Here is a 22,605-nt window from a genome sequence, read left to right as displayed (position 1 = left end):
CGTGGAACGCCGGGCGCGTTCACGCAATCGGTCCTTCGGGAAGCTTGCGCTGCCACGCAACGGCGATCGCGCTGCCGACGATCAACGCGATGCCCGCGAGCGACAGCGGCGCAATGATCTCGCCCCACGCGATGTAGGCGAACAATGCCGCCCACACGATGCTCGTGTAGTTGAACGGCGCGAGCGTGCCGGCGTCGGCGCGCCGGAAGGCGACGGTCATCAGAATCTGCCCGACGGTCGCCAATGCGCCGAGGAGTGCCATGAGCAAGAGCGCGTCGGGCATCGGCGTCTTCCAGCTAAAAGGGAGCGTGCTCGCGCTGACGACAGTTCCCACTGCCGTGAAGAACAGCACCGTGGTGCGCGAATCGTCGGTCGGGCGAATGCGTTTTATCTGGATGATCGAGAGTGCGCCGCACAACGCGCTGAGCAGCAACAACACCGGCCCGAGCCAGTTCGACTCGCCGCCACCCGGACGCACGACGAGCAGCACGCCGATAAAGCCGATGAGCGCGGCCACCGCCGAGCGCGCCGTGAGCCGTTCCTTCAGGATGAACGGTGCAAGCACGACGACGAGCAGCGTCTCCGAATACGCGATCGCCACTGCCTCGCCGAGCGGCATATAAGGCAGACCCGCGAAGAAGAAGCCGGACGCGCCGAGCAGCGTGAGCGCGCGCCACGTCTGCCCCTTGATGTCGAGACGCTTCACGCGATCGATCAGCGATCGTTTGCCGACACAGCACGCGGCAATCGCCGGAACGAGGCCGAACACCATGCGAAAGAACGTGAGTTCGTTAGCCGGATAGTGCAGCGCGACCGCTTTGGCCAGCGTGTCGACGATCGCGAAGCACAGCATCGACGCAAGGATGAAGCCGATGCTGGCTAGCGGCAGGTGACTCGTGCGCGTGACGGCGGTGGAAGGCATGTCGCGAGAATATCGTGGCGGAGCCTCGAATCATCGCATAGCCGCGCGTGCATGCCGAATCGACGGCCGCGCATCGAAACGGGACCGTCGATCGCACGTGCCTGATTCAACGCATCGCGCCCGCGAGATTTTCCGCTTCCAGTCCGACGATCAGATCGACTTCGCCATTGGCAAGCGCTTGCGTCGCGGGCACGCCGGCTGCCTTCAACGCGGCGCCGTCGAGCCGCGATGCATCGCCCAGCGCGACGCGCAATCGCGTGGCCGCGAGCGGTTCGAGCTTCAGGATATTGGCCGCGCCGCCCAGCGCCGCGCGAATCTTTTCCGCGCGCGCCTTCTGCTGCGCCGTGTCCTGCGCGGCAACGGCAGCCGGCGCGGGCACAGCTTCCGTCGCGGCGGCCGCCACGCCGGCCACCGGCAAATCGGCATCGCTGCCCGCGGACTTCAGGTATTCCTGCATGTCGGTCTTCATGTTTTCCGACAACGGCCCGAAGATCGCCTGCACGCCATTGCCGACGCGCACGACGCCCGCCGCGCCGAGCGCTTTCAACCTGGCATCGTCGACGAGCGATGGATCGTTCACCGAGATCCGCAAGCGCGTGATGCACGCATCGAGACTCTTGATGTTCGAGCGACCGCCGAACGCCAGCACGAGATCGCGCGAGCGTCCGCCCGGGCCTGTGCTCAGCGCCGCGGTCGCCACCGTATCGTCCTCGCGTCCCGGCGTCTTCATGTTGAAACGCGTGATCACGAAACGGAACACGCAGTAGTAGATCGCCGCGTAGATCGGCCCGAGGATGAACACGTACCACGCGTGCGTCGCCTTGTTGCCGATCAGGTTGAACATCAGAAAGTCGATCGCGCCTTGCGAGAAGGTGAAGCCCATGTGCATGTTCAGCGTATTGGCGACGAACTGCGCCGACGCCGCGAGACACGCGTGAATGAAATACAGCACGGGCGCGACGAACAGGAACGCGAACTCGATCGGCTCGGTGATGCCGGTGAGAAACGACGTCAGCGCCGCCGACACCATCATGCCGCCGACCGCGACTTTCTTCTCCGGCTTCGCGCAATGCCAGATCGCGATGGCCGCGGCAGGCAGGCCGAACATCTTGAACAGGAATGCGCCGGACAGAATGCCCGCGGTGGGATCGCCGGCGAAGAAGCGGTTGATGTCGCCATGAACGACCTTGCCGGTCGTCGGATCGAGGAAGCTGCCCGCTTCGAAAAAGAACGGAACGTTCCAGATATGGTGCAGGCCGAACGGAATCAGCAGACGTTCGACGAAGCCGTAGACCGTTGCCGCCGTGCGCGGATCGGAGACCGCCGCCCATTGCGAGAACGCCTTGATCACGCCGCCGATCGGTGGCCACACGACCGACAACACCGCGCCGAGCACGATCGAACCGATGGCCGTCACGATCGGCACGAAGCGCTTGCCCGCGAAGAAGCCGAGATACGCCGGCAGTGAAATCCGGTAATAGCGATTGAACATCCACGCCGCGAGGCCGCCCGCGAGAATGCCGCCGAACACGCCTGTCTGGATCGATGGAATGCCCATGATCAGGCTGGTCTCGACGCCTTCGACCTTCGCGATCACGCCGAGCGTCGCCGTCATCACGAGATAGCCGATGGTCGCCGCAATGCCCGATACGCCATCGTTTTCCGTGAAGCCGAGCGCGACGCCGATCGCGAAGATGAGCGGCAGATTGCCGAAGATCACATCGCCCGCGTTCTTCATCAACTCGAGGATGATCGCGGGCACGTAGCCGTGGAAATCGGTCGCGCCGAGGCCGAGCAGCAAACCCGCGACCGGCAGCACCGCGACCGGCAGCATCAACGACTTGCCGACTTTCTGCACCACGCCGAATGCATTCTTGAACATGAAGGGTCTCCGCTTATTCTGCGTAGGGCGCGAGGAGGGCGCGCACTTCCTCGGCCGTGCCGAGCGTGATGACTTTCGCCGCGAGCGTGCGCGCTTCGTCCATCGTGAGGCGCGCGAGTTGCGCCTTGATCGAGCCGACGGCGGGCACGCTGACCGATAGCTCGTCGATGCCGAGCCCGACGAGCACCGGCACGGCCATCGCATCCGATGCGATGCCGCCGCACACGCCGACCCATTTGCCGTGCTTGTGCGCGCCCTCGACCGTCATGCCGATGAGACGCAGCACCGCCGGATGCAGCGCATCGGCCTGCTTCGCGAGCTTCGGATGCCCGCGATCCATCGCGAGCGTGTATTGCGTCAGATCGTTGGTGCCGATCGAAAAGAAATCGACTTCGCGCGCGAGCGGCTCGGCGATCAGCGCGGCGGACGGCACTTCGATCATCACGCCGATTTTCACATCGCCGATGCGATCGCCGGCTTCTTCCTGAAGAATCCGCCTCGCCGCGCGCACTTCCTCGATCGCGGCGACCATCGGAAACATGATGTGCAGATTGCCGATCGATGCGGCCCGCAGAATGGCGCGCAATTGCGTGCGGAACATGTCGGGACGATCGAGACTCACGCGCACGCCGCGCAGCCCGAGGAACGGATTGTCTTCCTTCGGCAGCGGCATGTAGGAGAGCGGCTTGTCGCCGCCGACATCGAGCGTGCGCACGACGAGCGGACGCTCGCGGCCGAGCGCTTCGGCGACCGCGCAATATTCGGCGGCCTGTTCGTCTTCCGACGGCGCGGTGTCGCGGTTATCGAACAGGAACTCGGAGCGCAACAGCCCGACGCCTTCCGCGCCCGCCGCGACCGCGTCGCGCGCTTCCCGCGCATTGCGGATGTTCGCGACCACTTCGACGCGATGACCGTCGGCCGTGACGGCGCGCTTGCTCGCGGCGACTTTTTCTTCTTCGCGCTTCTTCGTCTGACGCTCGATGCGTTCGCGCGCCTTCGCGAGTTCGTCCGCGCTCGGATTGCGGCGCAGGCTGCCGTGCGAGCCATCGAGCACGACGAGCGTGCCGTCGGGCAATTGCAGCGCATCTTCGTCGATGCCGCAGATCGCCGGAATGCCGAGCGAGCGCGCGAGGATCGCCACATGACTCGTCGCGCCGCCGGTCGTCGTGCAGAAGCCGAGGACCTTGCTGCGATCGAGCGATGCGGTATCGGAAGGGGACAGCTCCTCCGCGATCAGGATCGATTCGCCGGGCACATCGATATGCGCCTGCTTCACGCCCGCGAGCAGCGCCAGCACGCGGCGGCCCACATCGCGGATATCGCCCGCGCGCTCGCGCAGCAACGAGTTGTCGACCTTCTCCAGATTGTTCGCCTGCGCCTCGAACGCGGCCCGCCATGCGAAGCCCGCGCTTTTGCCTTCGCTGATGCCGCCGATGGCCGTGTCGTTGAGACCGGGATCGTCGAGCAGTTCCAGATGCGCATCGAGAATCTGCGCCTTCGACGGATCGGTCAGCTTCGCCTTCAGCGCCTCGATCTGCTGGCGGGCCTCGTGATGCGCCGCGTCGAGCCGTGCGCGCTCGCGTTGCGGCGATTCGCCGGCTTCGGCCACGTCGATGACTTCCTGGCGGAACTGCACGATCTTGCCGACCGCGAGCCCCGGCGACGCCGATACGCCGGTGAATTCGTTCGCATCGGCGGGCGCGGCGGGTTTCGGCGCGACCGCTTCGGTTGCGGGCGCGGCCGGCGCGGGCGCATCGCCGGGCTTCTCGCCCGAACCCGACGCGAGCAGACGCGCGAGCGCTGCCGCGGCTTCGCCCGCATCGGGGCCGGCGGCCTCGACACGCAACGTGTCGCCGAACTTCGTCGCGAGCGTCATCAGCGCAACGACGGACTTCGCGTTCGCGCTATCGCTGCCGCGCAGAAGGCGGATATCGGATTTGTACTTTTTCGCTTCGGCCGCGAACACCGCCGCGGGCCGCGCGTGCAGTCCCTGGGGATTCGGCAGCGTGACTTCGTCGGACCGGATCGCGTCGGCCGCGCCGACGCCGGCATCTTCAAGCGCGCCGCCGACGAACTCGACCGCCAGCGCAACGTCCTTGCCTGCGGTGACGAGGCCCGTCGCGGGCATATAGCGCGTGACGAGTTCTTCGCCATTCGCGATGACCATCTGCGTGAGCAGACTCACGGCTCTCGCGCCGACGATGAGCGGATCGAAACGGATCAGCGGCTGGCCGGTCGTGACGGAGTCGCCTTCCTTGACGAGCGGCGTGAAGCCTTCGCCGCGCAGCATCACCGTATCGAGGCCGATATGTATCAGTACCTGGAGGCCGTTTTCTCCCGTCACTGTGACCGCATGTGCCGCGCGATGCAGTTGCGTGATCGTGCCGGGAAGGGGGGCGAGCAATTCGTCGGATGTCGGATCGATCGACACGCCATCGCCGACCATCTTTTGTGCGAAAACCGGATCGGGCACGGTGTCGAGTTGCACCATCACGCCGGAGAGCGGCGCCATCAACTCGATTCGTGCCAAACGTTGAGGAGCTTTCACGTGAACGACTCCTTTTCCTTGACGATATGAGCTGAAACCGGCCTGAGGTAAATCATAGGCAACGGCTTCGTGATTCGCTGACCGAATGAATGCGCGTTCGCAAAAGCACGCTGTTTGTGGGGCGATGCGCGCATTGATTCGGATTCTGAAACGCCGCGTTCTCGTTCCGAGAGCAATGACGGCGAAAATCGCGCTATTGTTTCGCAGCGCATCGGTAGTTTCTAGAGACCATGCTCCAATCGCGGCGATCCGCCGCAGGCCGCGCGCCCGCATCGCATTAATCTAGTTAACTAGTAAATGCAAGCAAAAGGAGCGCGCATCATGATCTACCGCAACAAAAACGAAGCCTACTGGGAGCCGCTGTTGACGATCGCACGCGACGAGCTTGGCATTCAATCATTCGATCCGATGGGCAAGCCCAGCGCCGACATACGCATGTGCCGTGTCGAGGACATCGGGCGCGCGCTCGAACGCGCCTATGATTTCGGTCTGCTTGTTGGACATACGGTGACGCGTGCCGAGCGCGCGAAGGGACATTGCGCGTGAATTAGGTGTGCGCTATTTGTGCGGGCGGATAGCGCCGCATGCAGCGGTCCGTGCTTTGGTCCGCTGCATCTGTCTTGGCTAGAAGCGGACATTTGAACTTGGGACCTAGAAACAAAAATGCGCTAATTTACATTATGTCAATTAAAGCATCCGCAGCGCCGATTGCATCTGAACAACGGCGCCGATCCAACGACTCAAAGATACTCGACATTCCCGTCGACACTGATCGACGGTCCAGTGATATTACGGGCAGCGGGCGAAGCAAGAAAAAGCGCCGTGGCCGCGATGTCCTGCATCGTCACCATGCGACGCAATGAGATCTTCTTCAGGTAGTCATCCCGCATCGCATCTACCGTGATCCCAAGCGATTCCGCCCGCGCGGCGATCACGCGATCCATCCGCTCTCCCTGCACGACGCCCGGCAGAATGGCGTTGACGCGAATATCGCTGGGCCCCAATTCGATGGCCAGCGATTTGGTGAGCCCCACGAGCGCCCACTTCGTCGCCGCATAGGGAGTGCGGAACGCGTAACCGAGCCGTCCCGCGACGGACGACATCGTGATGATGCCCGCACTCCGAGATGTCTCCTTCATGAGCGGCACCGCCCTGCGCAGGAATTTGAACTGTCCATTCAAATTCGTCGTCACCGTGTCCGCCCACTGTTGCTCGTCGATATCTTCGATGGCCCCTGTCGGTCCTGCAATCCCGGCGTTGTTGATCAACAGATCGAGGCCGCCCAACGTGCGTTCGGTTAACGCGACGACCTGATCGACCTGGCTCGAGTCGCTCACGTCCGCGACACAGCCATGCAGCGACGTGCTCGTCGATGTAAATGCTTCGACGGCCACCGCATCGATGTCGCAGATGACGACGTGCGCGTCGGCCTGAACGAACGCCTGCGCCATCGCGGCGCCGATGCCCGAGGCCGCACCAGTGATCAACACCCGCAGACCAGGCTGCGGCTTCAACAATTCAAAAGTATTCATATCGGCAAAGTTGGACTTTCGATATCGAGGATGTCAGAGCGTCATGCCGCCGGACACTTCGATCACGGCACCATTGATGTAGCTCGCCTCGTCGCTCGCCAGAAACGCGTAGACGCTGGCGACCTCTTCCGGCGCGCCAAGGCGGCCGAGCGGCACCTGTTCGCGCATCTTGTGCAGAACGTCTTCGGGAATCGTCGACAGAATCGACGTGTCGATGAACCCCGGAGCGACCGCGTTGACGCGAATGCCCTTGGGCCCGAGCTCCCGGCTCCATGTCTTCGTGAACCCGATCACACCGAATTTGGATGCGGCGTAGTTGGTTTGACCGAAGTTCCCATAGATGCCAACGACAGAGCTCGCGTTCAGGATGACGCCCGAGCCCCGCGCGACCATCCCTTCCACGACGGCCTGGCTCGCATGGAAGACGGCTCGCAGATTGACGTCGATCACCGCGTCGAATTGATCTAGCGTCATCTTCTGGAGCCGCGCGTCGCGCGTAATGCCTGGGCGGCCTCAAAAGCGAGGTGCAACACCTATCTCGTATAAGGTGTTGCAATGCCCGACAAAACTATTTCATACCAGCATCTTCAACCTGAAGAACGCCTCGCCATCGCAAGCCTACGACTGCAGGATGTGAGCATTCGGGCCATGGCCCGAATGCTCGGTCGCTCGCCGTCCACCGTGAGCCGTGAACTGACGCGCAACAGCTCTCCTGCTGGCTACGCATCCGTGCCAGCTCAAGCACTATGCGCCGCCCGCCGTAGCGCTGGGCGCGGCCCCGCCAAGCTTTGCACGCAGGGCGTTCGCTGGCGGGTTGTGCTCACGTTGCTGGACTGGAAGTGGTCGCCCCAGCAGATATCGGGCACACTTAGGCGAATGTATCCGACCGACCCGACCCAGCACGTATCGCACGAAACCATCTACACGGCTATCTACGCTCAGCCGCGCGGCGAACTGCGCCGCCAGTTGATTGCCTGCCTGCGCCACGGCCACAGTACCCGTATGTCCCGCACACGCGGCACAGACCGACGCGGGCAGATTCCCGAGATGGTGAGTATTCACGTGCGCCCGCCCGAAATCGAAGACCGCCTGCTGCCTGGACACTGGGAAGGCGACTTTATAAAAGGCGCCGGCAACCAATCCTCCGTTGGCGTACTGGTTGAGCGCACCAGCCGCCTGGTGTTGCTTGCCAAGATGGAGGATGCTACGGCCGCCTCAGCTCTGGCGGGCTTCTCGGCCAAACTCAATTCGATTCCTGAACCCCTGCGCCAGAGCTTCACCTATGACCAGGGCAAGGAACTCGCGCGCCATCAGGAACTCGCCGCGGCCACCGGCGTGCGCGTGTACTTCTGCGACCCGCACAGCCCGTGGCAACGCGGCACTTGCGAAAACACCAACGGATTGTTGCGCCAGTACTTACCTAAGGGAACCGACCTCTCGGTCTACACACAAGACGAACTCGATGCTATCGCCGACAGCTTGAACAACCGGCCGCGCGCAACTCACGCGTTTCATTCACCGTTCGAGGTCTTCGCCGCCACGCTCGCCTCAGCAAGTCAACCTCAAGACGCTAAACATTAACCCCTTGTTGCACTTCGGCTTGAAACCGCCCTGCGTTATTCACCAGCACGTCGATGCGGCCGAAGCGCCTGATCACGCTCGCGACCACTTCGTCCACACTGAGCCTGTCGGTCATGTCGATGCAGTATCCCGCTGTTTCTGCACCCGCTTTCCGGCACGTCTCGGTCACTTCCTCGAGCGACGCCTCATTGACGTCGCACACAACGACCGTCGCACCTTCCTGTGCGAACTTGCGAGCGGTGGCGGCGCCAATGCCTGCCCCGCACCCGTGATCAGCGTTACTTTTTCTTTTAGTCTCATCTTTTCCATTTTTTTATCGATCGTTCAGGATTGCATTCCGGCGGCACTGCCGTTGCCAGGCGACACCAGCGCTTCGGTCTCGCGGCGTATCGCCTTTGCAAACAATGGCACGAGCAGCAAGCCGAGCAACGACGCCACGAGAATGATGTAAAAGCCGGAATCGCTACGTCCTGTGAAGGTTTCCGCCAATCCAAACAGGTAAGGTCCGACGAATCCGCCGATCAGCCCGATCGTATTGATGAACGCGAGACCTGCCGCCGCCTGAATGCCGTGCAGTCGCTTCATCGCAATGGCCCAGTACGACGGCAACACACCCCCTGCAAAAAATGCGGTGACCGCAAGCAGCGTCATGCGCGCTGCCGGGGTGGAAGTCGCGATGAACGCGCACGCGCCGGCAATGAGTCCCATCGTGAGGATGCCAAGGAACGCGCAGTCATTGCCGTAGCGCCGATGAATCCGCGGAAGGATCAGCACGCCCAGCAGAAAGCCAAGGCCGACGCTCGCGGCAAGCACGCCGACGAGCAGTGGCGACTTGACGTGCATCTGCTGGATCATCGACGGTGCAAAGAAGTACAGTCCGACGAACGCCACCTGGTTGAGGAAGTAGATCAGGCCCATCAGAACGGTTGTGGGACGCTTCAACGCGGCCATCCAGTCCGAAGACGTGAGCTCCGGATGTCCTTGCGCATCGGCGGCTGCGCGCGACTCCAGCGCCTGAGCCTCTTCGACGGACAGCCAGCGGGCGTCGCGCGGACGCTCCGGCATTTTGAAAAAAAGCAGAATGCCGACGAGCACGCTCGGAATGCCTTCGATCATGAACATCCATTGCCAGCCATGAAGGCCAGAGAGGCCGTTCAGTTGCATCAACGCTCCGCCGAGCGGACTGCCGAGCATCAGTGCAAGCGCAGGCGCGATGTAGATCCATCCCACGACGACAGGCTTGTCGTTCGGTGCGAACCACAGCGTGACCATATACATGAGCGCCGGGAAAAGCCCCGCCTCGGCGATGCCGAGCAACACGCGCAGAACGTAGAACGACCACTCGCCCTGAACGAACATCATCGCGGTGGAGAGAATGCCCCACGTCACCGCGATTCTCGCGATCCACCGACGCGGCCCGACGCGATGCGCAGCCAGATTGCTGGGCACTTCGAGCAAGGCATAGCCGATAAAGAAAATGCCCGAACCTAATCCATATGCGGCAGCACTGATGCCCACATCGATTGCCAGTTGAGCTTTCGCCAGAGCCACGTTCGTGCGATCCAGGAACGACATGAAGTAGATCGCGCACATGAGTGGAATGAGTCGCCGCATCGCTTTGTGCGTGGCGATGCGGTGCAGCTTGTCGAGTTCGTCGGTGATGTTCATTTTGTCTCCGGGATGGGTCTTCGCCCCGTCTATGAATATTGAAGGTCTTACGGTGTAACCTTGTCGCGCCCCTTCAGTCCCAGCATCGCGCGCGCTTCGTCAGGCGATGCTATTTCGAACGACAGCTCTTCGAGGATTCGGCGGATCTTGCGCACCTGCTGCGCATTCGACTCGGCCTTGACGCCCTTTGCGATGTACACGCTATCTTCCAGCCCCACGCGGACATTGCCGCCGAGAATGGCGCTCATCGTAACCAGCGGCATCTGGTGACGGCCCGCGCCGAGCACGGAGAAGTGATAGTTCTCGCGTCCGAAGAGGCGGTCTGCCGTTGCGCGCATCACGGTCATGTTCTCGGGGTCCGCGCCCATGCCGCCCAGAATGCCGAACACCGATTGAATGAAGAACGGCGGCTTGATCAAGCCTTGATCCACGAAATGCGCGAGATTGTAGAGGTGCCCGAGGTCATAGCATTCGAACTCGAAGCGCGTTCCTTTACCGCCCAGTTCGAGAAGGATGTGTTTGATATCCCTGAAGGTGTTCCGGAAGATCATGTCCTCCATGCCCTCGACATACCCCTTCTCCCATTCGTAGCGCCATGACGTCACTTTCGACGCAAGCGGATGGATCGAGAAGTTCATCGATCCCATATTGAGCGAGCACATCTCGGGCGCCGCACGCAGCGGATAAGCGAGCCGCTCTTCCAGCGTCATGCGCGTGCTGCCGCCCGTCGTGATGTTGATGACCGCATCGGTCGCCTCCGCGATGGCGGGAACGAACTGTTGGAAGATGTCGGGGTTGGGCGTCGGACGGCCGTCGTTGGGGTCGCGTGCGTGGAGATGGATGATCGCCGCGCCCGCTTCGGCGGCCTGGATCGCTTCGTCGCGAATTTGCGCGGGCGTGATCGGCAGATGCTCCGACATCGTCGGAACATGCGTGGCGCCGGTGACGGCGCACGAAATAATGACCTTGCGGGTTGAATCGCTCATCGAGATCCCTCGTCTCCGTTTCTGTTCGACGCAATTCCTGGTCGGAACGGCGCCTTGTGACTGAGATCTTATTGAGATAGTATTTTCCGGAAAAGGTCTTTTTCGGACACTCGCGAGTCCTCACAGGACAATAGAAACATGGCCGCCCTCCGACCTCCGCTGAACGAACGTATGTTCGCGCCTTACAAGATCGCCGCGCTCGTCGAAGTGCTTGCGGAACAGGGAATCGCGCCTGAGGACAGCCTGAGCGGCTCGGACGTCACGGTCGCCGATCTGCAGGACGCGTCGGTGCTCACGTCCGTCGGACAGTACGCGACCGTCTGCCGGAACGCCGTGTCGCTTGGCTGCGAGCCGGATACGCCGTTCAGGGTCGGACGCAAGCTGCATCTGTCCGCCTACGGCATGTATGGCTATGCGCTGATGTCGTGTCTGTCGTTGCGCGACTACTTCAAGCTCGGCGTGAAGTATCACAGGCTCGCCACGCCGACCGTCGCAATCGAATGGACGGAGTATCCGGATCGCATGGTCTGGACATTTCCTGACGCGTTCGTCTCAAGCCCGTCGCGCGAACTGCGCGAGTTCATCATCGAGCAGCAATACACCCAGCATGTGACGCATCTTCAGGACGTCGCCGGCGGTGTCTGCCCGCCGATGAAAGCGTGCTTCTCGTATCCCGCGCCCGCGCACGCGGCCATCTACCCGGACTATCTCGGCTGCGAATGTCTCTTCGATCAGGATCAATGCGAACTGATCTACGACAGCGCCATTCTCGACCGGAAGCCCCAACTCGCCCACCCGCTCACGACGACATTGCTGCAAGAGACTTGCGATCGTCTGATCGGACAGGCGAAGACATCGAGCGGCGTCTCGGGCGAGGTGTATCAATGCCTGATGGCCACGCCCGGATCGTTTCCCGACATGGAGACCGTTGCCAGGTCGATGCATCTCACCTCACGCACCCTGAGGCGTCGACTGGACGAAGAAGGCTCGTCGTTTCAGGCGATTGTGGATGACGTCAAACGCTCGCTCGCGCTCGAATATCTGAAAACGACGAAGATGAGCACCGAGGACGTCGCGATGCTGCTCGGCTTCAGCGATGCCGCGAATTTCCGCCGCGCGCTCAAACGCTGGACGGGCAAAGGAACCGAGGAACTGCGTCATTGAGAGGCGCGTGTCTTCAAAGACGCAATCCCCGGCTCTTCAGGCGATAAACGAGTTGCGGCCGCGTGATGCCGAGCGTACGAGCCGCCGCCGAGAGGTTGCCGTCCGCCCGCTGCACCGCGCTTTTCAGCAACGCGGTTTCAATGTCATCGAGCGACGTGGGCTCGACGTCCCCGCCGATTCCCAGCAACAGACTATTCACCTTGCGCGTGACGCGATCGACTTCGTCGCCAGCCGTTTCGCCCGCTTGCGCGAGCAAGGAACGCGAAGCCGTCAGCGAGCCATCGTCGCCGATACCGAATGTCCCGGTCTCGATGCTCTCGCCGCTCGTGAAGAGATGGCCGATATCGATCGCGCCGTCATGGTTCGCGAGGATCACGCCCCGCTCCACGATGTTTTCCAGCTCGCGGATATTGCCCGGCCAGCCATAGTTCAGGAGCGCATCGAGCGCGCGCGGCGTGAAGCCGGTGACGTTGCGCTCGTGCCGCTCGCGATACTTGCGCAGCATGTGATTGAGCAGCACGGGCAGGTCCTCGCGCCGCTCGCGCAGTGACGGCACGCGAATCGGAAACACGTTCAGACGAAAATACAGATCTTCGCGGAAGCGCCCCGCGCGAATCTCGTCGCGCAGGTCGAGATTGGTCGCGGCGACCACGCGCACGTCCACGCGCCGCGTCTCGGTGCCGCCCACGCGCTCGATCTCGCCTTCCTGCAACGCGCGCAGCAGCTTGCCTTGCGCGGTCATGCTGAGAATGCCGATCTCGTCGAGAAACAGCGTGCCGCCATGCGCGCGTTCGAAGCGTCCGGGGCGGCTTTGCGTGGCATCGGTAAAGCCGCCCTTGTCGACGCCGAAGAGCTCCGATTCGACGAGCGCTTCGGGAATCGCGGCGCAGTTCACGGCGACGAACGGGCCTTCACTGCGCTTGCTGATCCTGTGCAAGGTGCGCGCGCACACTTCCTTGCCGACGCCGCTCTCGCCGAGGAACAGCACGGTGGCGCGCGTGCCCGCGACGCGCCTGATCATGTGGCACACCGCGTTGAATCCGGGCGAAGCGCCGACCATGTTCTCGTCGCCGAACGCGCCCTGACCGCCCGCGCTGTTCGCCGATAGCCCCTGCGTGAAGGCCTGCGCCTGCATGAAGCGCAGATCGTCGGCGGCTTCCTCGCCCCACTCCTCCACCGGCTTGCCGATGATTCGGCAATGCGCCTGCCCGAGCGCGCGGCATTCCACTTCGCGATAGAGAATCGGGCGACCCATGAACACGCTCGTGTAGCCCGCCGCGTAGCCGAGCTGTGTCCAGCAAACCGGCTCCGCGCCGATGCCGTAGATGCGCACGTGCTCCTCGTCTTCCGCGCAGTTCTTCCAGATGAATTCGCCGTAGTACTGGCCGCGCTCGACGTCGATTTCGAGGCGCACCGGCTCCACCACCGTCATGCCTTCGAGCATGTGCAACTGCGGCCCGACCGCGAACATCTCGGTGATGCTGTTCTCCGGGCGCACGCGGCGCGCGAGTTCGGCATCGCGTGCGCCGGAGTTGTAGCCCATGCGCGTGAGCAGGCCGCGCGCGGCATCGATCCCGAGGCTCTCGATCAGTTCGCGGCGCATCGAGCCCATCGCGCCGGTATGCACGAGCAGCATGCGCTGTTCGTCGAGCCAGATGCGGCCGTCGCCGGGAGAGAAGTGCAGCCGCGACATCAGATCGGCGATGTCGGGATAGCGAAGGCTATCGACCGGGGCGCCCTTGGGCGCGACCATCGACATGCCGTCCTGCGCATTCACAGACGCTTTCTCGCGGCGTGGCATTGCGGTTGTCTCCTGCTGTCTGCTCGTTTTCATGGCACCACGATAGGCGATGTGCGTGTGGCGCGCAATGCTCTGCCACCCGGTTCGCGGACGGCGGCAGCGGCGCTATCGGGGCGTTCCCTGATACGGATTTGATGAACCCGCCACGCAGCCAATCACGCGCGTTTCGAGCATTTGATCGACTCGGGAAAGTGCGCCGACGGGCAGGAAAGCGCGCATCGGAAAAGGCTTCGATGCCTCGCGCGCCCGCCGCACAAGGCTCGCGCCGTCGCGCGACGACGCCATTGCTCCGTCTGCATTCCACGATTGGCACACGTGTTGCCTTATAGGGTGCGCACGCCGGTTCCCGATCAAATCATCGATGAAAGGCCGGCCACGTAGACGAAAACCAAGGAGACAGCGATGTCACTGCCCGCTTATGCGCGGCCTCCGCGCGCGTTCGACATCACCCGGCGCTATGTGCGCTTCAGGGAGCAGAGGGACGACGGCTTCGTCGAGTTCGACTTTTCGATCGGCGATCCTGAACTGAGCGTCGAGCTCGTGATGCCGCTGCGCGAATTTCAGTCGTTCTGCCGCGCGAATCGCGTGACCTATCTGACGCGCGACGAAGGCGCGCAGCTCGACATCGATCAGGCGAAGTGGCGCTACGGCCAGCCCGGACTCTCCGAATGATCCCCCACGAAGTCAAACCAGAGGAGTGAGGAATGCAGATCGACATCAAGACGTCGGCCGTCGAGCAGGTACGGCAGACTTTCTCGCACGTCGCGCGGCGGCTCGGCGCGGACAAGCCCGCGTCGCGCTATCAGGAAGCGACTTTCGACCTGCAACCCGAGGTCAACTTTCACTATCGTCCGCTGTGGCAGCCGGAGTTCGAGCTCTACGACAAAGGCCGCACGGCCATCGTGATGAACGACTGGTATGCGTTCAAGGACCCGCGTCAGTACTACTACGGTGCGTACACCATCGCCCGGTCAAGGCAGCAGGAAGCGATGGAGAAGAACTTCGAGTTCGTCGCGAGGCGGCGTCTTCTTTCCGATCTCTCCGACGAGGCGAAGGCGCACATCGCGTCGCTCATGGTGCCGCTACGCCACGTCGAATGGGCGGCCAACACGAACAACTGCTTCGTGACGGGCTACGGCTGGGGCACGGCCATCACGCAGGCGACGATGTTCCATTGCATGGACCGGCTCGGCATCGCGCAATACCTGTCGCGCATCGGGCTCGCGCTGGACGGCAATCAGGGCACGACGCTCGTCGAAGGCAAGGCGCGCTGGCTCGACGATCCGATGTGGCAGGGACTGCGGCGCGTCGTGGAGGACACGATGGTCGTGCGGGACTGGTTCGAGACCTTCGTCGCGCAGAACGTCGTGATGGACGGCCTGCTGTATCCGCTCGTGTACCGCCACATCGACGAGCGCATCACGCGTCTGCACGGTCCGGGGCTCGGCATGCTCAACGAGTTCGCGAGCAGCTGGTTCGATGAAACGAGCCGCTGGGTCGACGCGACCATCAAGACCGCGGCCGCGGAGTCGCCCGCCAATGCGGCATTGCTCGGGCAATGGATCGCGAAGTGGCGCGCCGCGGTGATCGAGGCACTGAAGCCGTTCGCGATCGCAGCGCTGGACGACGACGCGCATCACGCGCTCGAAGCCATCGCACAGGCGTTCGATGCGCGCATCGCGAAACAGGGCGTGGAGGTGAGTCATGGCTGATTCCGTATTCATCGCGTTCCAGGCGAACGACGATTCGCGGCCGATCATCGAGGCGATTCAGGCGGACAACCCGCATGCGGTCGTCAACGCGTTTCCGGCGATGGTCAAGATCGATGCCGTCGGCAGGCTCGTCATCCGGCGCGAATCGATCGAAGCGCTGATCGGCCGCGACTTCGACCTGCGCGAACTGCAACTGAACCTGATTTCGCTCGGCGGCAACATCGACGAAACCGACGACGAATTCATCCTCGAATGGAAAGCCTGAGCGGCAACATAAGGGAGTCAAGCAAATGAGCACACCACAATCTGCGCCGAAGAAGCTGAGCATCAAGGAAAACTACGCGATGCTCACACGCGGCCTCGGCTGGGAGACCACCTATCAGCCGATGGACGAGGTCTTTCCCTATGACCGCTTCGAAGGCATCAAGGTGCACGACTGGGACAAGTGGGAAGACCCGTTCCGCCTCACGATGGACGCCTACTGGAAGTATCAGGGCGAGAAGGAACGCAAGCTGTACGCGATCATCGACGCCTTCCAGCAGAACAACGGCCAGTTCAACGTCACGGACCCGCGCTATATCAACGCGCTCAAGCTCTTTCTGACCGGCGTGAGCCCGCTCGAATACGCGGCGCATCGCGGCTTCGCGCTCGCGGGGCGCAACTTCCGCGGCGCGGGCGCGCGCATCGCGTGCCAGATGCAGGCAGTCGACGAGTTGCGTCATGCGCAGACGCAGGTGCATACGATCAGCCACTACAACAAGTACTTCAACGGCTTTCACGACTTCAGGCACATGCATGATCGCGTGTGGTATCTGTCGGTGCCGAAGTCGTACTTCGAGGATGCGATGAGCGCCGGTCCGTTCGAGTTCGTGACCGCCATCTCGTTCTCGTTCGAATACGTGCTGACGAACCTGCTCTTCATGCCGTTCATGTCCGGCGCGGCCTTCAACGGCGACATGGCGACGGTCACCTTCGGCTTCTCCGCACAGTCCGACGAATCGCGCCACATGACGCTCGGTCTCGAAGTCGTGAAGTTCCTGCTGGAGCAGGACCCGGGCAATGTGCCGATCATCCAGAAGTGGATCGACAAGTGGTTCTGGCGCGGCTATCGCCTGCTCACGCTGGTCGCGATGATGATGGACTACATGCTCCCCAAGCGCATCATGTCGTGGCAGGAGGCGTGGGAAACCTACTTCGAGAAGAACGGCGGCGCCCTCTTTCACGATCTCGAACGCTACGGCATCCGCATGCCGAAGTATCACGACGTGGCGATGAAGGAGAAGGACCGTCTCTCGCACGAGGCGTGGGGCATCTTCTACAACTACACGCACGCCGCCGCGATGCATACGTGGATTCCGTCCGAAGACGAGATGCAGTGGCTCGCGGAAAAATATCCGGACACCTTCGACCGGCTCTATCGCCCGCGCCTCGAACACTGGCGCGAAGAGCAACAGGCGGGCAGACGCTTCTACAACATGACCCTGCCGATGCTGTGTCAGACCTGCCAGATTCCGATGGCGTTCACCGAGCCCGACGACCCGACGAAGATCTGCTACCGCGAGAGCGATTACCTCGGCAACAAGTTTCACTTCTGCTCGGACGGCTGCAAGGACATCTTCGACAACGAGCCGGAGAAGTACGTGCAGGCATGGATGCCGGTGCAGCAGATCTATCAGGGCAACTGCTTCGCCGAAGACGCCGACCCAGGCGCGCCCGGCTTCGATCCGATGCTCGAAGTGCTGCGCTACTACCACATCAACGTGGGCGAGGACGGCCACGAGTTCGAGGACTCGCCCGACCGCAGGAACTGGCTGCGCTGGACCGGCAAGCCGAGCCACGGCGGCGAAGAAGCGCCCGAGGCACATCGCGACGCCGCGTAAAGACACCACACAGGAGACGAATCATGTCAGTCATCGCGCTGAAGGAAGGCTATACGGGCGAGATCAGGGACCGCGTCGAGAACTATCGCGGCAAGCAATTGCTCTTCGTCGGCTGGGAGGATCATCTGATGTTCTGCGCGCCGCACTGCATTCCCGTCGAAGCGGCGACGCCGTTCAGGGCGCTCATCGACGAAGTGCTTCCGGCAATGTATTCCTCGCATCCGGACTGGCAAAAGGTCGATGTTCGGGCCATCGAATGGTTCAGGTCCGGCGAGGCGTTCACGCCCGATTTCGACAGGAGCATCGGCGAAAACGGACTCGGTCACAAGGCGGTCATTCGCTTTCGCACGCCGGGTCTGACGGGCATCGGCGGATCGTGCAGCTAGAACGGAGACGATGATGAGCTACCAACTGACCATCGAGCCGATCGGGCAGACGATCGAGATCGAGGAGGAGCAGACCATCCTCGATGCGTGCATGCGCGCCGGCGTGTGGCTGCCGCACGCCTGCTGTCACGGCCTGTGCGCGACGTGCAAGGTGCAGGTGCTGGACGGCGAGATCGAGCACGGACATGCATCGCCGTTCGCGCTGATGGACTTCGAGCGCGACGAGCAGAAGTGCCTCGCGTGCTGCGCGACGGCGCAATCGGACCTGACGATCGAGGCGGACATCGACGAAGACGAGGACGCGCGCCACTTCCCCGTGCGCGACTACACCGGCCGCGTGAAGCAGATGATCGATCTCACACCGACGATCAAGGGCATTTTCGTCGAACTGGACGGCGATGGCATCGAGTTTCAGGCGGGGCAGTACGTGAACGTGCATATCCCCGGCGAGGACATGCCGCGTGCGTTCTCGCTCGCGGACAAGCCGACGTCGCGCACGGTCATCGAACTGAATGTGCGGCGCGTGCCCGGCGGCAAGGGCACGGGTTATCTGCACGAAGAAATCAGGTCCGGCGACGAGATCCGCTTCAGCGGTCCTTATGGGCGATTCTTCGTGCGCAAGTCGGACCCGCAACCGGTGATCCTGATCGCGGGCGGCTCGGGACTGTCGAGCCCGAAGTCGATGCTGATCGATCTGCTCGAAGAGAACGACGCGCGGCGGATCACGCTCGTGTACGGCGCGCGCAATCGCGCCGAGCTTTACTACCACGAGCTTTTTCTGCAGCTCGCAAGCGCGCACGCGAACTTCACGTATGTGCCGGCGCTCTCCGACGAAGCGGCGGACTCGTCCTGGGAAGGCTTTCGCGGTTTCGTGCACGACGCAGCGAAAGCGCATTTCGACGGTGTGTTCCGCGGACACAAGGCGTATCTGTGCGGCCCACCCGTGATGATCGAAGCCGCGATCCGCACGCTGATGCAAGGCCAGCTTTTCGAGCGCGACATCTACACGGAAAAGTTCCTCACCAGCGCGGACGGCGCCGATGCGCTTGCGAAGAGCCCCTTGTTCAAATCGATCTGAAGACCAATGGAGACACGCCATGAACCACGATACGATCGACACGCTCCTGCAAAAGATCAACGACAGCGCGACGAGCGAAGGCAATCCGCGCACGAAGGCGATCGTGAACCGCATCGTGCGGGATCTGTTTCATACGATCGAGGATCTCGACGTCACGCCCGATGAATTCTGGACCGCGCTCAATTTCCTGACCGAGACGGGCCAGCGCGGCGAGTTCGGCCTGATTGCCGCGGGACTCGGGTTCGAGCATTTTCTCGATCTGCGACTCGATGAAGCGGAACAGAAAGCGGGCCTCGAAGGCGGCACGCCGCGCACGATCGAAGGGCCGTTGTATGTGGCCGGTGCGCCGGAGTCGCAAGGCCATGCGCGTATCGATGACGGCAACGATCCCGGTCAGACGCTCGTGATGCGCGGCTTCGTGCTCGGCGACGACGGCAAGCCGCTCGCGAACGCGCTGGTCGAAGTGTGGCATGCGAACCATCTGGGAAATTACTCGCACTTCGACAACTCACAGCCCGCGTTCAACCTGCGCGGCTCGATCCGGACGGACTCGCAAGGCGGCTATAGTTTTCGCAGCGTCGTTCCGGTGGGCTACAGCGTGCCGCCGGGCGGCAAGACGGAGCAACTTCTCGATCGGCTCGGCAGGCACGGTCACCGGCCCGCGCATATTCACTTCTTCGTCTCGTCGCCGGGTTATCGCAAGCTCACGACGCAGATCAACATCGAAGGCGATCCGTATCTGTGGGACGACTTCGCGTTCGCCACGCGCGAAGGACTCGTGCCGGAACTGAGGAAGGCCGAAGGCGCGGAAGGCGAGCGGTACGGCGTGCATGGCAACTTCGCGCTGATCGATTTCGACTTCACGCTCTCGCGCGAACGCAGCGACGTGCCGACGACGGAGGTAATACGGGCCCGCGCCGTTGCCTGATATTCGGCGCATGCCGCGTGGAGTCGGCTGTCAGTGCGAGGGAATTCGAAAGCGGATGTGAAAGTTGCTGCCATTCAGCAGGTCGGCTGAGATTAGCGAGCGGTCATCCATGATCGACCGATTGCCACACATTATCGGGATCGTGGTGGCAAACTGCCCGCAGACCGGCGCGCGTCGCAACTCGCACTTTCGCGCCTGAATCGCACATGCCGCCCCACGTCCCCGATGAATACACGCCTGCTCAGTCTCACACGGATCCCGTTCTTTCTGCCGCTCTCCGGCGCGACGCTGATGCTCGGTGTCGCGATGTCGTTCACCGCGCCGTATCTGTCCTTGTTCAGCGTCGAGCAGGCGGACATGAGTCCGTTGCGGCTCGGCGTCTTCATGACGGTCATCGCCGCGAGCGGTGTCGTGGCGAGCGCTTTCGCCGGCAAATGGTCCGACAGGCACGGTCATCATCGGGAATTGCTGCTGGCGGCGCTCATCGCGTCGTCGCTCGGCTTTTTGCTGCTGTGTCTGGTGCGCAATTACGCCGCGCTGGTGGCGATCGGCGTCGTGTTTCTCGGCGCGGGCGGCTCGGCCATGTCGCTCGTGTTCTCCTTTGCGCGCGCCGCCCTGCCCGTCGATGACGCCGCCGAGCGGGCCCTCGCACTCGCGACGCTGAGAACCGTGCTCTCGATGGCATGGGTATTCGGGCCTTCCGTCGGCGCGCTGGTGCTGGCCGCGGCTGGTTTCTACGGCCTGTTCCTGTTCGCGGCTGCGTGTTTCATCGCGTGCGGCGCGATCGTCTGGCGCATGCACGATTCGCCCAAGGGCGACCCGCACAGCGCGCCCGCGCACTATGCAGGCGATCCGTCATCGCTGCTCGAAGTGACCGCGCCCGACACCGATGAACTCGTGCCGCCGCACGCCGGCGTGTCGCACTCGCGCGCGGAGATATGGCGCGCCACGGTCGCGATGACGCTCATCGGACTTGCGGCGAGCGCGACCATGATCGTGCTGCCGCTTTACGTCGTGCACGGCATGCATGGCTCGCGCATCGACGTGTCCGTCATGCTCGGGCTCGGCGCGCTCCTCGAAATTCCGATGATGCTCGCGCTCGGCGCACGCGGCTCGCGCCTCGACAAGCAGCGCTGGCTCGCGTCGTCGGCGGCCGTGCACACGATCTACTTCATCGCGGTCGCGGCATCGCAGAGCGTCCAGTTCCTGATCCCGATGCAGGCGTTCAACGCGTTCGTCGTGTCGGTGATTTCGTGTCTCGGCATGACCTATATGCAGGACCTCATGCCCCGCACGCCGGGCGCGGCGACGGCGCTGTTCTTCAACGCATCGCGCGTCGGCTCGATTCTTTCCGGCGTGTTGTCCGGCGCGCTCGTGGCGGCGCTCGGCTATCGCGGCACGTTTCTCGTGTGCGGCGCCATCGCGCTGGGCGCGGCGGTGCTGTTCGCCAATCCGCCGTTCGGGCTCATGGCGCGGCGCTCGCTCGCCTGGTGGAAGGCGCGGCGTCGGCCGGCCCGCTGACAGCCCCTCCCGCGACGATGGCAATATAGACGCACACCTCGTCGATCCGACACGCCAACATGCCCCAGCGCCTTCCGCCGCTCAACGCCCTGCGTCTCTTCGAAGCCGCCGCGCGCCATCGCAGTTTCAAGCTCGCCGCCGCCGAACTCAACGTGACGCCCGGCGCGGTGAGCCACGGCATCGGCGCGCTGGAGAAGGTGCTCGGCGTCGAGCTTTTCGTGCGCGAGCCGCGCGGGCTTTCGCTGAGCGCGGCGGCCGAGCACTATCTGCCGTACATCGCCGAAGCGTTTCGCTCATCGCGATCGGCACGCAGACGCTGCCCGGCAAACGCACGCGCCGCGCCATCGCCGTGACCTGCGCGCCCACGCTCGCCGCTCGCTGGCTCGTCCCGCGCCTGCCGGATTTCCGCGCGCGCTGGCCCAACATCGACGTGACCATCGACACCTCGCGCCGTCAGGCGGGCTTTCCCGTCGATGGCTTCGATTTCGGCCTGCGCCTCTCGCGCGGCCCGGTGGATGGCGCGTCGTGGCAACGTCTCTTCGGCGAGCGCCTCGTGCCCCTGTGCAGTCCGGCGTATCGCGCCGGGCTGACGGGCGCCGACGGCATCCCCGATCTCGCGCGCGCCGCGCTCATCCACGTCGATACCGCGAGCCAGGACTGGCAGGCGTGGATGGACGGCGCGGGCATCGACGGCCTCGATCTCCAGGGCGGCCTGCGTTTCGATACCGTGCAGCTCGCGTTCGATGCCGCCGCGGCCGGGCTCGGCGTCGTCATCGGCCGGCGTCCGCTCGTCGATCGCGAACTGGTCGCGGGCACGCTCGTTGAAGCGTCCGCGACGAGCGTCGAGACGCAGACCGCGTACTGGCTCTGCGAGACGCCGCAAGCGAGCGCCCGCGCGGATCTCGTCGCGTTCCGCGACTGGCTGATCGCGCAGGCGAAAGAGTTCGTCGGCAACGACGGCGACGAAGCGAAGCGTCGCGGTTGAACTGCGCTCATCCGTCAGCGAAAACTTTTCG

19 protein-coding genes and 2 pseudogenes are annotated in these 22,605 nt (G+C 63.2%); 12 read left to right on the top strand and 9 right to left on the bottom strand.

Going from position 1 to position 22,605, the window contains the following annotated elements; all coding sequences use genetic code 11:
* Positions 1-19 precede the first annotated feature (19 nt).
* From ACEN42_RS27335 to ptsP, 3 genes are all read right to left on the bottom strand, one after another.
* Entirely contained in the window at positions 20-922 is a 903-nt protein-coding gene (locus tag ACEN42_RS27335) for a DMT family transporter (RefSeq protein WP_371883689.1), read from the bottom strand.
* Between the two features lie 106 nt (positions 923-1,028).
* Entirely contained in the window at positions 1,029-2,804 is a 1,776-nt protein-coding gene (ptsG, locus tag ACEN42_RS27330; protein WP_371883688.1) for a PTS glucose transporter subunit IIBC, read from the bottom strand.
* A 13-nt stretch (positions 2,805-2,817) separates the two neighbouring features.
* Positions 2,818-5,352, bottom strand: coding sequence for a phosphoenolpyruvate--protein phosphotransferase (ptsP, locus tag ACEN42_RS27325; RefSeq protein WP_371883687.1), 2,535 nt, complete (start codon positions 5,350-5,352; stop codon positions 2,818-2,820).
* A gap of 321 nt (positions 5,353-5,673) precedes the next feature.
* On the opposite strand from ptsP, the gene ACEN42_RS27320 reads away from it, so the two are divergent.
* The gene (locus ACEN42_RS27320; RefSeq protein WP_035499921.1) at positions 5,674-5,898 is read left to right on the top strand and encodes a DUF6900 domain-containing protein; all 225 of its coding nucleotides are present in this window, start codon (positions 5,674-5,676) and stop codon (positions 5,896-5,898) included.
* Between the two features lie 194 nt (positions 5,899-6,092).
* On the opposite strand, the gene ACEN42_RS27315 is transcribed toward ACEN42_RS27320, so the two are convergent.
* Both ACEN42_RS27315 and ACEN42_RS27310 read right to left on the bottom strand, forming a co-directional pair.
* Positions 6,093-6,884 carry an SDR family oxidoreductase gene (locus ACEN42_RS27315; RefSeq protein WP_371883686.1) on the bottom strand — a complete coding sequence of 264 codons (792 nt, stop codon included), beginning with the start codon at positions 6,882-6,884 and terminating at the stop codon, positions 6,093-6,095.
* A gap of 33 nt (positions 6,885-6,917) precedes the next feature.
* Positions 6,918-7,388, bottom strand: a pseudogene (locus tag ACEN42_RS27310) (SDR family oxidoreductase); the annotation flags it as partial.
* 66 nt (positions 7,389-7,454) lie between these two features.
* Here ACEN42_RS27310 and ACEN42_RS27305 point away from each other — a divergent pair.
* Positions 7,455-8,465: an IS30 family transposase gene (locus ACEN42_RS27305; protein WP_371881115.1), complete on the top strand. Its 1,011-nt coding sequence runs from the start codon at positions 7,455-7,457 to the stop codon at positions 8,463-8,465.
* On the opposite strand, the gene ACEN42_RS27300 is transcribed toward ACEN42_RS27305, so the two are convergent.
* The 3 genes from ACEN42_RS27300 to ACEN42_RS27290 form a co-directional block, all read right to left on the bottom strand.
* On the bottom strand, positions 8,455-8,718 hold the full coding sequence (locus ACEN42_RS27300) for an SDR family NAD(P)-dependent oxidoreductase (RefSeq protein ID WP_371883969.1): 264 nt from the start codon (positions 8,716-8,718) through the stop codon (positions 8,455-8,457). The two genes, ACEN42_RS27305 and ACEN42_RS27300, sit on opposite strands and share 11 nt — an antisense overlap.
* Positions 8,719-8,789: 71 nt before the next feature.
* Complete coding sequence (locus ACEN42_RS27295) at positions 8,790-10,133, bottom strand: MFS transporter (protein WP_371883685.1); 1,344 nt, start codon at positions 10,131-10,133, stop codon at positions 8,790-8,792.
* Between the two features lie 47 nt (positions 10,134-10,180).
* Positions 10,181-11,119 (bottom strand): 3-keto-5-aminohexanoate cleavage protein, encoded by a 939-nt coding sequence (locus tag ACEN42_RS27290; RefSeq protein WP_371883684.1) that lies wholly within the window; start codon positions 11,117-11,119, stop codon positions 10,181-10,183.
* A gap of 138 nt (positions 11,120-11,257) precedes the next feature.
* Here ACEN42_RS27290 and ACEN42_RS27285 point away from each other — a divergent pair, with 138 nt between their 5' ends.
* Positions 11,258-12,283, top strand: coding sequence for an AraC family transcriptional regulator (locus ACEN42_RS27285; RefSeq protein ID WP_371883683.1), 1,026 nt, complete (start codon positions 11,258-11,260; stop codon positions 12,281-12,283).
* 13 nt (positions 12,284-12,296) lie between these two features.
* On the opposite strand, the gene ACEN42_RS27280 is transcribed toward ACEN42_RS27285, so the two are convergent.
* Positions 12,297-14,036: a sigma 54-interacting transcriptional regulator gene (locus ACEN42_RS27280; RefSeq protein ID WP_371883968.1), complete on the bottom strand. Its 1,740-nt coding sequence runs from the start codon at positions 14,034-14,036 to the stop codon at positions 12,297-12,299.
* A gap of 450 nt (positions 14,037-14,486) precedes the next feature.
* Here ACEN42_RS27280 and ACEN42_RS27275 point away from each other — a divergent pair, with 450 nt between their 5' ends.
* The 9 genes and pseudogenes from ACEN42_RS27275 (at position 14,487) to ACEN42_RS27235 (ending at position 22,574) form a co-directional block, all read left to right on the top strand.
* The gene (locus ACEN42_RS27275) at positions 14,487-14,756 is read left to right on the top strand and encodes a phenol hydroxylase subunit (RefSeq protein WP_187604262.1); all 270 of its coding nucleotides are present in this window, start codon (positions 14,487-14,489) and stop codon (positions 14,754-14,756) included.
* A gap of 32 nt (positions 14,757-14,788) precedes the next feature.
* On the top strand, positions 14,789-15,796 hold the full coding sequence (locus tag ACEN42_RS27270; protein WP_371883682.1) for an aromatic/alkene monooxygenase hydroxylase subunit beta: 1,008 nt from the start codon (positions 14,789-14,791) through the stop codon (positions 15,794-15,796).
* Positions 15,789-16,061 carry an MmoB/DmpM family protein gene (locus ACEN42_RS27265; protein WP_035499831.1) on the top strand — a complete coding sequence of 91 codons (273 nt, stop codon included), beginning with the start codon at positions 15,789-15,791 and terminating at the stop codon, positions 16,059-16,061. Before ACEN42_RS27270 ends, ACEN42_RS27265 begins: the two co-directional genes overlap by 8 nt.
* Positions 16,062-16,086: 25 nt before the next feature.
* Entirely contained in the window at positions 16,087-17,676 is a 1,590-nt protein-coding gene (locus tag ACEN42_RS27260; RefSeq protein ID WP_371883681.1) for an aromatic/alkene/methane monooxygenase hydroxylase/oxygenase subunit alpha, read from the top strand.
* 23 nt (positions 17,677-17,699) lie between these two features.
* Positions 17,700-18,062 (top strand): phenol hydroxylase subunit P4, encoded by a 363-nt coding sequence (locus tag ACEN42_RS27255; protein ID WP_371883680.1) that lies wholly within the window; start codon positions 17,700-17,702, stop codon positions 18,060-18,062.
* 13 nt (positions 18,063-18,075) lie between these two features.
* A complete protein-coding gene (locus tag ACEN42_RS27250; RefSeq protein ID WP_371883967.1) occupies positions 18,076-19,140 on the top strand; it encodes an NADH:ubiquinone reductase (Na(+)-transporting) subunit F in 1,065 nt (354 codons plus the stop codon).
* Between the two features lie 19 nt (positions 19,141-19,159).
* Entirely contained in the window at positions 19,160-20,068 is a 909-nt protein-coding gene (catA, locus tag ACEN42_RS27245; RefSeq protein ID WP_371883679.1) for a catechol 1,2-dioxygenase, read from the top strand.
* Positions 20,069-20,293: 225 nt separating this feature from the next.
* Positions 20,294-21,589: a sugar efflux transporter gene (locus ACEN42_RS27240; RefSeq protein WP_371883678.1), complete on the top strand. Its 1,296-nt coding sequence runs from the start codon at positions 20,294-20,296 to the stop codon at positions 21,587-21,589.
* Positions 21,590-21,648: 59 nt separating this feature from the next.
* A pseudogene (locus tag ACEN42_RS27235) lies at positions 21,649-22,574 on the top strand (LysR substrate-binding domain-containing protein).
* Positions 22,575-22,605 lie beyond the last annotated feature (31 nt).

Origin of the sequence: Caballeronia sp. S22 (assembly GCF_964261745.1) — a bacterium.
Classification (GTDB): domain Bacteria; phylum Pseudomonadota; class Gammaproteobacteria; order Burkholderiales; family Burkholderiaceae; genus Caballeronia; species Caballeronia jiangsuensis.
Note: the sequence above shows the minus strand (reverse complement) of the source record. Positions and strands in the feature narration are given on the sequence as shown.